This window comes from Pseudomonas sp. AB6 (assembly GCF_034314105.1).
GTDB lineage: Bacteria > Pseudomonadota > Gammaproteobacteria > Pseudomonadales > Pseudomonadaceae > Aquipseudomonas.
In genome coordinates this window covers 27,893-40,642 of record NZ_JAVIWJ010000001.1, presented here as the reverse complement: position 1 = coordinate 40,642, position 12,750 = coordinate 27,893, and the positions used below count along the sequence as shown (strand labels likewise).

18 protein-coding genes are annotated in these 12,750 nt (G+C 54.4%); 13 read left to right on the top strand and 5 right to left on the bottom strand.

Annotation, left to right across the window (positions count from 1 at the left end):
- Positions 1 to 2: 2 nt before the first annotated feature.
- Genes RGW60_RS00230 through RGW60_RS00210 form a run of 5 tightly spaced genes read left to right on the top strand, consistent with a single transcriptional unit; the run spans position 3 to position 2,903 of the window.
- Positions 3 to 281: a hypothetical protein gene (locus RGW60_RS00230; RefSeq protein WP_322201043.1), complete on the top strand. Its 279-nt coding sequence runs from the start codon at positions 3 to 5 to the stop codon at positions 279 to 281.
- Positions 274 to 1,158, top strand: a complete 885-nt coding sequence (locus RGW60_RS00225; RefSeq protein WP_322201041.1) for a toprim domain-containing protein — start codon at positions 274 to 276, stop codon at positions 1,156 to 1,158. Before RGW60_RS00230 ends, RGW60_RS00225 begins: the two co-directional genes overlap by 8 nt.
- Positions 1,142 to 2,386, top strand: a complete 1,245-nt coding sequence (locus RGW60_RS00220) for an AAA family ATPase (protein ID WP_322201039.1) — start codon at positions 1,142 to 1,144, stop codon at positions 2,384 to 2,386. The genes RGW60_RS00225 and RGW60_RS00220 overlap by 17 nt, the downstream gene beginning before the upstream one ends.
- On the top strand, positions 2,383 to 2,679 hold the full coding sequence (locus RGW60_RS00215; RefSeq protein WP_322201037.1) for a hypothetical protein: 297 nt from the start codon (positions 2,383 to 2,385) through the stop codon (positions 2,677 to 2,679). The genes RGW60_RS00220 and RGW60_RS00215 overlap by 4 nt, the downstream gene beginning before the upstream one ends.
- Positions 2,676 to 2,903, top strand: coding sequence for a helix-turn-helix domain-containing protein (locus tag RGW60_RS00210; protein ID WP_322201035.1), 228 nt, complete (start codon positions 2,676 to 2,678; stop codon positions 2,901 to 2,903). The genes RGW60_RS00215 and RGW60_RS00210 overlap by 4 nt, the downstream gene beginning before the upstream one ends.
- A 1,266-nt stretch (positions 2,904 to 4,169) precedes the next feature.
- Here the strand turns inward: RGW60_RS00210 and RGW60_RS00205 are convergent.
- The gene (locus tag RGW60_RS00205) at positions 4,170 to 4,631 is read right to left on the bottom strand and encodes a hypothetical protein (RefSeq protein WP_322201033.1); all 462 of its coding nucleotides are present in this window, start codon (positions 4,629 to 4,631) and stop codon (positions 4,170 to 4,172) included.
- A gap of 199 nt (positions 4,632 to 4,830) precedes the next feature.
- Between RGW60_RS00205 and RGW60_RS00200 the strand changes: the two genes are divergently transcribed.
- From RGW60_RS00200 to RGW60_RS00175, 6 genes are all read left to right on the top strand, one after another.
- A complete protein-coding gene (locus RGW60_RS00200) occupies positions 4,831 to 5,040 on the top strand; it encodes a hypothetical protein (protein WP_322201031.1) in 210 nt (69 codons plus the stop codon).
- Between the two features lie 57 nt (positions 5,041 to 5,097).
- On the top strand, positions 5,098 to 5,292 hold the full coding sequence (locus RGW60_RS00195; RefSeq protein ID WP_322201029.1) for a hypothetical protein: 195 nt from the start codon (positions 5,098 to 5,100) through the stop codon (positions 5,290 to 5,292).
- Between the two features lie 50 nt (positions 5,293 to 5,342).
- Positions 5,343 to 6,047, top strand: coding sequence for a hypothetical protein (locus tag RGW60_RS00190; protein ID WP_322201027.1), 705 nt, complete (start codon positions 5,343 to 5,345; stop codon positions 6,045 to 6,047).
- Between the two features lie 156 nt (positions 6,048 to 6,203).
- Complete coding sequence (locus tag RGW60_RS00185; RefSeq protein ID WP_322201025.1) at positions 6,204 to 7,115, top strand: hypothetical protein; 912 nt, start codon at positions 6,204 to 6,206, stop codon at positions 7,113 to 7,115.
- A 143-nt stretch (positions 7,116 to 7,258) separates the two neighbouring features.
- Positions 7,259 to 7,849: a hypothetical protein gene (locus RGW60_RS00180; protein WP_322201023.1), complete on the top strand. Its 591-nt coding sequence runs from the start codon at positions 7,259 to 7,261 to the stop codon at positions 7,847 to 7,849.
- A 1,041-nt stretch (positions 7,850 to 8,890) separates the two neighbouring features.
- The gene (locus tag RGW60_RS00175) at positions 8,891 to 9,097 is read left to right on the top strand and encodes a helix-turn-helix transcriptional regulator (RefSeq protein ID WP_322201021.1); all 207 of its coding nucleotides are present in this window, start codon (positions 8,891 to 8,893) and stop codon (positions 9,095 to 9,097) included.
- Between the two features lie 371 nt (positions 9,098 to 9,468).
- On the opposite strand, the gene RGW60_RS00170 is transcribed toward RGW60_RS00175, so the two are convergent.
- Entirely contained in the window at positions 9,469 to 9,753 is a 285-nt protein-coding gene (locus RGW60_RS00170; protein WP_322201019.1) for a hypothetical protein, read from the bottom strand.
- A 189-nt stretch (positions 9,754 to 9,942) separates the two neighbouring features.
- Between RGW60_RS00170 and RGW60_RS00165 the strand changes: the two genes are divergently transcribed.
- Both RGW60_RS00165 and RGW60_RS00160 read left to right on the top strand, forming a co-directional pair.
- Positions 9,943 to 10,188 carry a DNA-binding protein gene (locus RGW60_RS00165; protein ID WP_322201017.1) on the top strand — a complete coding sequence of 82 codons (246 nt, stop codon included), beginning with the start codon at positions 9,943 to 9,945 and terminating at the stop codon, positions 10,186 to 10,188.
- A 138-nt stretch (positions 10,189 to 10,326) separates the two neighbouring features.
- The gene (locus RGW60_RS00160; protein WP_322201015.1) at positions 10,327 to 10,659 is read left to right on the top strand and encodes a helix-turn-helix transcriptional regulator; all 333 of its coding nucleotides are present in this window, start codon (positions 10,327 to 10,329) and stop codon (positions 10,657 to 10,659) included.
- A gap of 92 nt (positions 10,660 to 10,751) precedes the next feature.
- Here RGW60_RS00160 and RGW60_RS00155 read toward each other — a convergent pair whose 3' ends face one another.
- The 3 genes from RGW60_RS00155 to RGW60_RS00145 form a co-directional block, all read right to left on the bottom strand.
- Positions 10,752 to 11,045 carry a DUF1652 domain-containing protein gene (locus RGW60_RS00155; RefSeq protein ID WP_322201013.1) on the bottom strand — a complete coding sequence of 98 codons (294 nt, stop codon included), beginning with the start codon at positions 11,043 to 11,045 and terminating at the stop codon, positions 10,752 to 10,754.
- Between the two features lie 294 nt (positions 11,046 to 11,339).
- Positions 11,340 to 11,927 (bottom strand): MobV family relaxase, encoded by a 588-nt coding sequence (gene mobV, locus RGW60_RS00150; protein WP_322201011.1) that lies wholly within the window; start codon positions 11,925 to 11,927, stop codon positions 11,340 to 11,342.
- A 311-nt stretch (positions 11,928 to 12,238) separates the two neighbouring features.
- On the bottom strand, positions 12,239 to 12,565 hold the full coding sequence (locus RGW60_RS00145; protein ID WP_322201009.1) for a hypothetical protein: 327 nt from the start codon (positions 12,563 to 12,565) through the stop codon (positions 12,239 to 12,241).
- Between the last annotated feature and the right edge of the window lie 185 nt (positions 12,566 to 12,750).

Genomic DNA, 12,750 nt, shown 5'->3' with positions numbered 1-12,750 from the left:
CCATGAAGATTCAAAAAGACGCATCAGCGTCGGCGGACTCGTTCGGCCCGAAGAAAGTTATCGAGCTATTTTTCATCACTCATCCGCGAGCGCCGAAGGCTCTAATGGGGCCATTCTTGACGGAGGACGACGCCGAGTGCGGCCGCATTATCATGCGAAGTGCCGACGCAGTAGTGACGTCCTCTCTTGTCGATTCCATAGATGAATTGACCCGCTGGCACGGCGTCAATAATGGGGCTATCTGCCGAGCCTTTGCGGGCAACGGTGATCACCATGACTGATGCACCGGTTCTTTTCCGTGAAACCCTGCAATCGATCTACGGCCCACTGGATTGGCTACCTGAACCAGACGGCGATATTCACCGGTTCCATGTCCCCGGAGATAAGTCCGGCAGTGTGAATGGTTGGTACGTCCTTTATCTGGACGGCATCGCTTCCGGCGCGTTTGGTAGTTGGAAAACCGGTGGCGCAATGAGCTGGTGTAGTCGTGAGCCGCTGGACACCCGCGAGGCCGAGCAGATTCGACAACGCATCGATCAGGCCCGGCGCCAGCGCGAAGCCGGGCAGCAACGTCGCCAGCAAGCCGCTGCCAAGTACGCACAGCGCCTATGGGGGACGAGTCGCCCAGCCGACCCCGAACACCCATACCTGAGCAAGAAACGCGTCCACGCCAATAACCTCCGTCAGATCGATGACGTGTTGCTGGTGCCTATGTATGCGGATGGAGCATTGGTCAACATCCAGCGCATCAGCGCGGATGGCGAAAAGCGCTTCCTATTCGGCGGACAGGTAACCGGCGCTTACTACGTACTGGGCGATGTATCCCGAAGCCAGAAAGTCTACATCGCCGAAGGCTTGGCCACCGCGTTGACCCTGCACAAACTATCCGGTTCACCAGTCGTGGCCGCCATGAATTCGGGGAATCTGGCGCCGGTGGCGCTGGCGCTTAAAGCTAAATATTCAGCTCACGAAATCATTATTGCTGGCGATGATGACCGCATGACTGAGGGTAATCCCGGACGCCGGTTTGCGGTGGGAGCGGCTATCAAGGCGATGGTAAAGGTCTGTTTTCCAATTTGGCCGGAAGAAGCACCACCGGAACTGACGGACTTCAATGATCTGGTCAACTGGAGGGCAGACCATGAAGCCTGCCAATGAACTCATGACGACGCCGATCATTCCAGACGCCAAGGCGGTATGGAAGGTAAACGCCGTGAAGGCATCAAGCATTAAGCCTGTAGCCATTCGCTGGCTTTGGCCTGGCTGGCTCGCCCAAGGGAAGCTCCATATTCTGGCGGGTGCTGGCGGTACCGGGAAAACCACTTTGCTTCTGGGGCTGATCGCCACGATCACAACGGCGGGGCGCTGGCCTGATGGCGAAAGGTGCCGAGAAGCCGGGAACGCTCTGATTTGGTCGAGCGAGGATGATCCCTCGGACACCCTGGTGCCGCGGCTGATCGCAGCGGGCGCCGATATGAGCCGCGTTTACATCATCCAAGGTCGCATCAATGCCCAAGGGGAAGTCGATCCGTTCGACCCAGCCAACGACATTGGGTTGCTGAAAACCACCACACAGGAAATCGGAGGTGTCGCATTGCTGATGCTTGACCCGGTGGTTAGCGCTGTAAAGGGCGATATGCACAAGGCCAATGACGTGCGTAGAGGCCTGCAGGGTGTGGTGGACTTCGCCGAGCAGAACATGTGTGCGGTGATCGGTATCAGCCACTTTGCCAAGGGTGGCGCAGGATCATCGCCGGCGGATCGGGTAATTGGCTCACAAGCATTCTCGGCGCTGGCCAGGACGGTGTTAGTTGCCGCAAAGCAAGAAGACTCCGATATGCGAGTGCTGGCGCGGGCAAAGTCCAACATCGGCACCGATGAGGGTGGTGTCTCTTACACCATTGAGCCGGTCACGATTGATGGCGGCATCGAAACCACTTGCGTGATGTGGGGCGATGCCATCACAGGGAGCGCCCGAGAGATCCTTGGTGACGTTGAGGCGACAGGCGACGAAGGACACTCTGATAACGATGACCCATCAGAAGCATTGCGCCGGATTCTGAGCTCAGGAGCGCTGACCGGAAAAGAGGTTAAGCAATTGATGACTGAGAACGGGTACAGCCAAAAACAGACCCGCTCCGCACGCGAAAAGCTGTCCGTTGTGACCGTGCGGGAAGGCTTCGGCAAAGAGATAAAAACACTCTGGTCACTGCCACAAGCAGAAGGCCCATTCGTGCCCTTTCTTCCATTCGTGCCCTCAGATTCCCATTCGTGCCCAGTAAATAACGTGGGCACGAATGACGAAAAAGGGCACGAATGGATAAATGGAGCGGTCATCGCGGGCGCCGAAGAAGCTGAGGTTGGCGAGGATGAGGTGGCGATATGAGCACCGCCATCGACTACCTGGCGCAGTTCGGTTTGTCGACCCGCAAGAAGGGAAACCGGGTGGTGGTATCGCCACGGGCGCTGGTCACGGACGACCTACAGAAATACATCCGCGCGCACCGTCTCGAACTGCTGGCCGAACTAGCCGCCAACGATGGGCTGGCCCGCCACTGTTCCTGGTCGGTGCTTCTTCCTGGTCTCCAACCGTTCCCAATGATCAGTCCTGAGCCGATGACCAGAGACGAAGCTTTGGAAATTGTCAGGTGGCGCTGGCCTGATGGAGATGTGGCATGACCGGCAACTTTGGCAGGAGCACGTCAGGGTCGGCGACCGTGACATTCGCCCCTCTGGCCGTCGGCCCTGAAATAGCGGCAACCATGACAGGCACCACCCGCTCCACGATCTATGACGCAATCGGTTCGGGTGAGCTTCGAGCGTTCAAGTCGGGGCGACGGCGGTTAATTCTGGTGACCGATCTGGAGGTGTGGATTCGGGGGTTAGCGCAGCACAGCTTGTGATCCGTTGCGCTGATGTGATGGAAACATTCCCGGCACATACTGGGGGTGTACGGAAAATTCCGCACACCCACCTACATCACCGTAATTCCGGGTACGTACCGAGATACCCAGAAATCTTTGGGCATCTACCCCGCCAGAACAGCGGGCCAGATCAAATGTGTCTCCGGGACACAGTAATCCGGGAAATACCCGTAATACCGGGTATTCAAACCTGCAATTTGCCGGTTTGAGATACGGAAAATCACGCATGTTCAATCAATCCCAGCTTGGCCGCGTTTCAAACGCGATCAAGTGGGTTACTACGAAACCTTCGTAACATCGTGGTTCGAGACTTTTCAACTTGGCCCGATTTGAAATCTGATCAAGATCGGCACTAAAAACTTTTGCAGTAACTTCCGACGCGATTCGTTGCCAGTTGTTGTAACGAAATTCGTACTTTTGGTCAAAGCGACGTCCGGCGTTGTTTAGACATAGGCGGAAAACTCCGCTGATCTACCCCGTTGAATTCTCAGGTCAGGGGGGGGGGCTGCAGAAAATTGCACACCCAAGGGGTCGATTTCAGATCTGACCCTTGCCACATGGATTTCAAATCTGGCTCGCCCAGGCTTACTGGAGTGGAGGGTGGAAATCCGATTCCTACGTCGATCAATTCTGTCCTAGGGACAGGTTCCGTTTTAAACGGCGCCAGTGGCCAACCTGCAACGCAGGCTTGGGGTCTCCTAAGGTTCAAGGACACCCAGACAACTTACAACGTCAGTGACAGTTAACTCCCTCAGATTGAGGAAGTTGCAACTCCCTTCATTGCAGGAAGTTAACTCTCCCCACTGGTGGATGAGGTAACGGATTGTTAGGGCACCGTTAACGCACCGAGCTCTAACGTTAACCGGGGTCGCGTTTCCCGACCCCCTTGTAGATACCGGAGGGATTTCCGACATCTCATTCAAGCCAATGAGATGTCGGAAATAGGTTTGGATGTCTACCTGTACTTCTTGGCCCACCTGCCCTTCACAACACGGGTAAGGTAGCTATTGAGCCCATGACCAGAGCGTGCCAATTGCTGCAACTGAGCCACGACCGCGGCGCCCGGCCTCGCCCCGTCGTACAGGTATTTCCACCCGTCTTTGAACAAAACAATGATAAATCCTTGACCTATTTCAAAGCCAACCACACCCGAATCCCCACCCAAATTTCCGTATCGTTCCAACTTGGTAATCCTTTTTTAAAAATGGAGTATTGCCACACCCAATGCATGCGACTCAACGACGATCACGCGACAGGAAAACTCAGTATTTGAGCTGTTTTCTGGTGAGTCTGCGCCGTGAGTGCGCCCCCTTTGTTTATCGAGTCGACAGCCTTCATCGCATCACGCTCGAATCGGTATCCCTTAGCGTCATCGATGGGCGTTGCCATCTTTACGACCTGTCCTCCGTTCATAAGGTAATAGGGTCTGCCAGGCGATTGGGCGTCGGTTATCGTAACAATCCAACTACCTGGCAGCGCCCTTTCGATTTTACGGAGCGCTTCAAATTCGACGGTACCGTCGACCCGAACTAATCGCCCAGCTTGGGCATCGTCTCCATGACGCCGAGCCGCTGCCGTCCTCGCTTCCTTCTCCGTCTCAAAGCGAATTGCAGACTCCTCGCTGTAGTGCCAGACACTCGGGTTCGTTTGAGTCAAATAGCCCTCGCGAAAGTCGCTGTAAATCACAAATTCACCGTGTCCGTCCATCATTCCACTCCGTTTGTTTGGCATCGCGTCCGAGCGTTCTTCCTACCGTTCATCGGCTAGATTTTGCTCAAGAGTCCCATAGCGTCTGGTTCTATTTCAAGTAGGAAGCGGTCAGTTTTCACCCTGTTTAACGCGTCGAATCAGCCCTAATCTGCCCTGAATTGATCAAATTAGAGCAAAGGGGAATCGGTGTATGGGCATGCTGAAAACGCGAGGGCGCCAGTACCGCCCTACGAAAATCGAACTAACCAGCGCTTGGTCACGGATTCGGGAAGCCGCCGAGGCTGGCGACCTACGTGCTAACGCACTTCTGATTTCCCTTGCCGATCTGTACCCGTTACCTGCCGTGCTAGCCATCGGCACCGAGAGCGTGCCACCGATGAAACCCCCGGTTTCAGAAGCGGATTAATAAGTGCGGCACCTACTCGCAGATTCGCCATCCCTGTCCCGATGCCACGAGAACCCCATGACAACAGACTACAGCCGTCCAGAGCGTGCTCCGTTTCCGCGCGATCTAGCCGCGATGATCGCTCGCAAGGCCGACGCCCTGGCGCGCCGTTTCGAGGATCAGGCCATTAAAGCAATGGTTCGTGATGCCCAGCGCGCATTGGATCGCGGTGAGTCTCAGGCCAACATCGTCCGTGAGCTGGCGCTGAAATGAATTTTCCCGACCCACCGCAATTTCAAAAAACTCACCCAAGAGATCCGCTCATGAAAACCGCACTGCAAAAAATTACTGAATTCAGCGCCATCCTCACCGTAGGTCAATCAAAGATTGATCAGCACCGCGCCGATATTTTGCGCGCCACCGCCGCGACACTGGAGGCCGAAAAGATAACCGGCGAACTCGCTGTGATCAGCCGCAAGCGGGCCGAACTCAAGGCGGTGGCGTTTGTTGCCAAAGCTGTCGCCGACACGACCGAACTCGATAAGCAAGAAAAGACCCTGGAGCGGGCAAGCCGCCAAGCAGTCGAGGATGGTACGGCGGCGGAAATCGCTATCGGCATGCTTGAGGAACAAATCAACACGACACAAGCTGAACTGAACGAGGTGGTCGGCTTACGTCAACAGACCGCCGTCGCGTGGCTGTTAGATCGCCGAGAACAGGCCATCAAACGATACATCGCCGTCCTGGCTGAAATCGGCCAGCCGGTGGGCGAAGCGAAGGGCATAGACACGTTGCTGTCCGCGCTGGGCATTCACGATGGCGTGGGCCATTGGATCTGGAAACAGCTTCGCCATGACGGCCTGCCAGTGCCATTCGGCAACATGGTTGAGCGGGCAAATCATCCGGGAACCAGCCCAGTCTACGACCTGCCGTTTACATGGCTGCGAGACAACGAGTTGGGCGCGACGGAAGCCACCAAGATGCTCGAAACACTTCGCGGCGCCGGGCTGGAACTGGCCATCGAATAGCACGGCCGCATCACTTTTCTCAGGGCGTAACTGGTGACTTCTGTCCACCGGGCGCTTTGAGGTTTTTAGCACAACGTGACGCGTTACAGAGACAACACGACGTAAGCGAGCTTTCTTGCGTTGCGCTTGCTTACCGGCATCGAAACAGGGGGTAGCTTGAACAACTTGAAACAGGGGGTTTCAGATCAGCAGCGGCAACAGGTCATCGATCTGCGCCGCCGGCATTCATTCACGGTGGTGGCAGAACTTACCGGCCTGGCCATCGGAACGGTGAAGACCATCGCCAGCCGCTCAGGAGCGTTTCGAGACAATGAGGCACACCGGGCGTTGTTCTGTCTGCCACCGATGCAGGTAAGCGCTGGAACGTCTCCAGCCGTACAGAAACTCCCGCCGCAACAGTCCATAACGGGAGACCGTGACGTTGACGCTTTGCTCTGGCTGAGGGAGGTGATCGGCACCGGCCACCCTGGACACATTGAGGCAGCGATGGACGCGGCCACGCGCATCAAGACGCCATTCAAACAATTAGAAGAGCAGTACCGGGACTGGCTGCGGGTTGCGCATCCGAACAGCCTGTTCGCCGCCCTGTCATCGTTCGACCTGGGCAACCTTGAGAACCTGGCCAAGTCCTCTGTGGAGAAGCTGAAACGGCAGACAGAGGCTAGGGCGCGGTTTGGCGACAGGTTATTCAGCCTGACTGATGCCGAGGTGTTCTGTGTGTCAGCGCTGGACGGCCTTGAGCCGGTCGACATCGGTAGTTTCGACAATGCCGAGGTAGCCGCCAGATTCAAATCAAGGCCTGACCTGATGCCCAACACGTTGAGCGACTGCCTGTCTGAGTTGGCCTATTGGCGCGACCTGTACTGGCTTCGAAATTCGGTTGATCGGGATGGAAGCGACTCGGCTCACGAAGCGTCGGCCCGTGACTGGTTTGTATTCGAGATGCTGGCAGAGATCCGCCCACGCACCAAGGAGGAAGCCAAGGCCGTGCTGCGGTACATGATCAGCGGCGACCGTGGCGACTCGCGTAAGGATCTTGAGCGGGTCATGGACAACCTGATCGGGTGAGCGGCGGCTCAGGAACTACCCCTAGGGGTGGGGGGGTGTCTGGGTCCTTCCCCGCCCTTCTGACATCGAGGGCATTGCGCGCCCCGGTGCAACTCTAGCTAAGAAATTTTCAAATTTGGGTAACAGGTAACGAGACTAGACAGATGAATCAGTCAGATTTTGCCAAGCTGCACAATGTCTCAAGAAAAACCGTAACAAGCTGGAAGGCCCGTGGTTGGGTGGTTTCAGCGCGAGGGGTTATCGATGTCGATGCGTCAAACGCCCAGCTTGAGCGCTATCGGAAGTCTGTTACCCAACCGGAAAAAAGTTACCTGGGTAACGGTTTGGGTAACAGAAATAAGTTGTTACCCAATGATCAACTCAGCGTGTTACCCAGCGCGATCGATGACGAATCGGCGGAGAAAACCGCGACCAGAATCATGAGTGCTCAAGGCGCGAGCATGACGCTCGACGAGGCTCGCCGCGTGAAGGAAAACTACCTGGCGTTGCTCCATCAATTGGATTACGAACGTAAGTCCGGCGAGCTGGTGGAGCTGGCGGTGGCCGAGACGATCCTGTTCGATCAGGCGCGGGCATCACGCGATGCCTGGCTCAACTGGCCCACCCGAATCGGGCCACTGGTGGCTGCTGACTTGGGCCTTGAAGCTGATCGGATTGTCGACACGTTGACCAACTACGTCCATCAACACCTGCAACAGCTTGGCCAGCCAGAGAATGAGGTCGAGTTTTCTTAACATCAGTAGCACGACACCCCCAGGCTGCTCACTCGCGTGGGGAGCCCTAGAGCTTGTGAGCGCTTCCCGTGTTAGGGGTGAGGGAAATGCTCACCCCTTCAAAGCGGCAGGTGTCCCAAGGCTGGAGATTGCATTAGTTAGCCCATGCCCTAACAGATCGTTACCCCGCCCGCGATGGCGTAAGTTGTCAGTCCGGCAATTCCGGCTGGTATTTCGGCGCTTGAAACGGATAAACCCAGCCTGCAATGAAAGCTGGCCACTGCCGCCGCTTGAAACGTGGCCTGTCACCATGGCCACTGCATGCGTTTTGCGGCGACGGGATTCGTCGGCACAAACTGGCCCGTCAAAACAGCGGGAAACGTCGCCTTGGCCAGGCGCATCAGGGTTTGGGACGCGCTCACTGGCGATGACTCGCTTCGGTTTTGATACCCCCTGTTTCATGGCGTGAACGTGGTCGCGGTTGAAATGCGTCCAAGCTTTGAACATGTGTGATTTCTCCATATGTAGAAACCGGCAAATCGCAGGTTTGGACTAAACTGAGGATTTCGCTGTTTTGGCCTGGCCAGAGATAGCCTGTCTCGGGGACAGAATTGGCAGAACGGGTAGCAAGGTAGGGAAATCACACCTCGGTAGGTGTCCAAAGTTTTCTGGACACCTCGGTGGGTGTGCGGAGTTTTCCATAGACCCGGCAGGAGGGGATATTTCCGGCACATCATCCAAACTGTCGAATTGCCGGTTTGGCCCTGGTGCATCAAGTTGCTGGGGTAGGTATGCAATATTTTTACACTCCCCTAGTAGGCAGAACTTGCTCCGGAGTGGCCCAGCGGGGGAAAAAAACCTGTGGTGTTCTTGGGGTATTAGTGGCGGTCCAGATTAACTCAACATATTGGTTTTATTGCGGTCATTTCGAACCATACCCGCGCTACCGCTCGTCACCCGCGTGCAATCGAGGAGAAAGGTTAACTGTCGTGTGATGTACGGACTTGGATTTCTAAAATGATAAATAAAACTCACCTTATGTCGCGACATGGCTAACGGAACATGAATGAGATAGCTTTGCGCTTACTACAAGAACGCATCCGGATTGGATTGACTCAGCAGGAGCTTGGTAAAGTCGGCGGGGTAGGATCGAAAACGCAGCGCTCGTACGAGAAAGGAATCAGTATTCCCCGAGCTGATTATTTTGCTAAAATCTCGAGTACGGGCATGGATATTTTGTATGTTTTAACTGGAAAACCAGAGCGTTGAGGTTTAAGTCTCGTATGCTGAAATCGTATCCATATCCGCTGTTACGCTGTTTGCTAAGTATCGTTTTCGTCATGCAGAGTCAGCGTTTGTGACCCGGCAAGCATCTTAGAATTTCGGCCAGTTCTTTCCAAGGGTACTGATGGTCCTCACTTTTTTTTGTACAGCACACGCCGTGGAGAAATGACTGTCCAGCGTCGTCTAAATTTTGCGTCATCATGCATTCCACGCAACTTATATTCCTCCCATATAAATTCCAGCGCTTTCCCCACTCTGTGAATTGATCGCCCATACCTAAGTCCTCCGTCTTAAACGACGCCTACAGTCAAATTACCGTTCTATGCTTTAGCCCGCCAAAGTCGGGCTTAATGCTTTCATTCTCTAGCGGGCGCTTTGTCCACCGTCATTGGAGGCAGGTGGGACAGAATTTCTGCCAGTTCGCGCCATGGGTAAGGATAGCTATCCTCTGCGACGCAGCCTGATTGATGCTCGAATTGTCTGCCTGCATGGGACGCGGGTTGCGATGCCAGGCAGGTATAACAGACGACAAGATTACCCATCATCAACCACCGCCCGTTCCAGCCGATCAGCCGATCCCCAAGGTCGGTGCTGTCGCTCATAGCTGAAGCTAACCAGTAAGCATGTTCTGAACTGGACATCGGAAAATCTCCCTGTTATTTCGTACGGACAAAAAGTCGATGTCATCCTCATCATAGACGTCAAATAGAATGTCATTTCATCCAAAACGCTTTGAATTCCTCTGATGTCCACCGGTCAACCCGTTCACAGGCATTGAAAAAATCCTTTTACCAGGCTGGGCAAAATTATGCTGATTGGGACTGAAAACTATGACGATTCGGACGCCTGAAGAGGCACGGAGTTGGCTTCGAGCGCAGGGAATTAGCGTTTCGGACTTTGCTCGAACCCATGGCCTTGATCCTTCTACGACTTATCAGGTGCTGTACGGAATCAAGAAAGGGTTTCGGGGTAAGTCTCATAGGTCTGCGGTTGCGCTTGGGATGAAGCTTTGCGTAGAGCCTGAGTCACGACCTGACGAATCGTTAGTAAGTCGAGATCTCTCGGATGATATTTAGCGCACTCCTCCCTTTAGACTAGGAAGCTATATACAAAGTGGACAGATGTTAAGTTTGTGATAGACAGTTGCGCGGTTCACACACTAGCCAATCGCTCGTACACTGATAGAATACCTAGACGAGCTAGAAGGAATTCCCATGCAGGATATGAGCGCTAGATTGAAGGAAGAGCGAAAACGCCTCGGACTTTCGCAGCAAGCATTAGCGACTATCGGTGACATAGAACCAAACGCTCAGGGCATGTACGAGCGAGGTGCGCGGTTTCCGAATGCCACCTATCTGTCTTCAGTTGCAAAAGCAGGTGTGGATATTTTATTTGTGGTGACGGGAGTCAAGAAAGTGCGGCCAACGGATAGCATGACCATTATGGACACTAAGGTATTGCATGAGCTGGAAGGCCTGCCGAAGGACGTACAAGACGACATCAAAAAATTGATTTCGACACTTTTCGAGCAAGATACACAGGAATAGGCCGCAACCTCACTTATTCCTTCGTCAGTGAGGTTGATATAGATAGCGCATGGCAGTGAGAGGAATGACAGGGGAGTATCCGTCGAAGGATTTCACTTCACCAAGTAGGGTGCCGCAACCGAATAGCCTGTGCCTATTGGTTCAAGATGGTTATGAGAGGAGCTAGCGTTTTCAAGGTCTTGCTGAAGTTCCGCAATGAAACTTGAAATAGTACGACTGGTATTGAGCGACGCAGTGGTGATTCCGGTGACAACCAGACTCTCCCTATCTCCACCTTCTTGAAAAACGCGCACGGTCAAAGACGAATCGGCCGAGAGAGTGCATTCACAGCGGTTTGGCAGAAAGCTTTGTTCCACAATATGTCGTAGTTCCAGTGTCGAAATCATTTTAAAATAATCCTAACAAAAGTCAGCCCAAATGACTCTCGCCTCAGATGATAAGGAAGCCGTAATTATTTACGACTTGATGAGCTTGCCTAAGGTAAATCTGGCCCGGCGCTCACAAGCCAGTGTAGGCTAATCATCCAAAAGCATTGGATTAATTTAGGTCGCAATCCATATGAGTTCGTCCACTACGCCTTCCACGATTCAGAGGAAGTCATCGGCACCAGCGAGCTATTGTGGTGAAACCGCCACAATCGAGACGCCAGTTGAGTACCGCTCATCTGGAAGGTGGTGGGATTACCAGGGCGGCGTTGAGAGCTCTGTATGACGAAACAGACTCCAGAAACTGCGCCTTATAGTTTGACGTCTGCATGCCCAGGCGGCAGCGGCCAAGTCTGATCGTTTACTGACTGGCGCAGTGGCGGCGAGCGCATGGTAATACTGCCCGACCTTATGCAAAGTGGCTGTCGCTCGCTCAATGCCACGAGACAGCCCGAACGGCTTCTCGCTCCAATGATGGAAATCGGTCTGCATCTTGCGCAGCTTGGCGGCACCACCGAGGAAGTCACGTACCGACAGCCTCCCGTCCTTGGTCAGCGGCACGACATACGCGACAAGGTGAGGCGTGGTCTCATCCAGGTGAATCTCGGCACAGACAATGTTCGCGCCACCGTGTCGAGCCTTCAGCCAAGCTATGGCTCGATCAAAGTAACCACCGGTGTCGGGCATCGTCCCGCCATGCCTGGCGAATGCCTCAGGACTCGCTGTGATCAAGTATTCAATGCAGAGCACCGCACCCTTGCGCCTTCTTTCCGGCAGCTTGGCCAACACCGCATTGGCAAGCGCGGCAGCACTCGACGCGCCCCCGACGTGCAAATACCCCAAGCCCAGCTTGTGTACTCACTACACCAACTTCGTTTGTCGCTCGCTTCCGCTGGAAGGAATGCCTCCAAGATTGGCGCAGATTTGGCGTGAGTTTAGAAGGCCAATTCGGCCAAGAAAGCGTTTTAACCCGCCAGGTTCTCCTCCGCGATACGCGTCGACGAAAGTGCCAGCGTAGCGTTCAAGACACGCGTTGCGGTACAGATGCGAAACGGACAGGTAGCGGCCTAGGAGCATCGAAATGCTGGGCAATATAGGTGCAATTATTAAGCGGACTCCTCACAGCACCGCGCGCCCATTTGCCCAGCCTTAAGTTAGTGGTTATCGCTGTAAGGCTGCACACCGTTTGGCATTACATCGAACCACATCCAATCGCCTTCCAACCTCGGCGGGTTAAGACTGTTCTTGACCTCAAAGGTGTAGTCGCCGTCTCGGCCACTTAAGCCGGTTAGGTCGATTACATGGGTTCCGGTCCAGTTCGCGAATGCCTCAGTAAGCAGCCCAAGCTTGCCTGCACGCTGGACGAAGCCTCCATGGACAAGAGTTCGTTCGCCAGGGGTGTAATGGAATGGAATGGCAGAAAGCTTAATCGGCTCTCCTGACCCGTTGAATATGACTATATCTGCTTTCGGGTACGACATTCAGACGCTCCTTGCGGTGAGTGGTCCTCGTTGATACCGGCAACATGCCACTAATTCAAGTCAAATGAAACAATGAACTACGCTCGAATGCATTAAATAACCTGATCTGCAAAACAACACTCAATGATGTGTGTCAACACCCTGCTAAGTTGTCGACTGGGGTTGGCGCCAGGGGGTAATGGCAC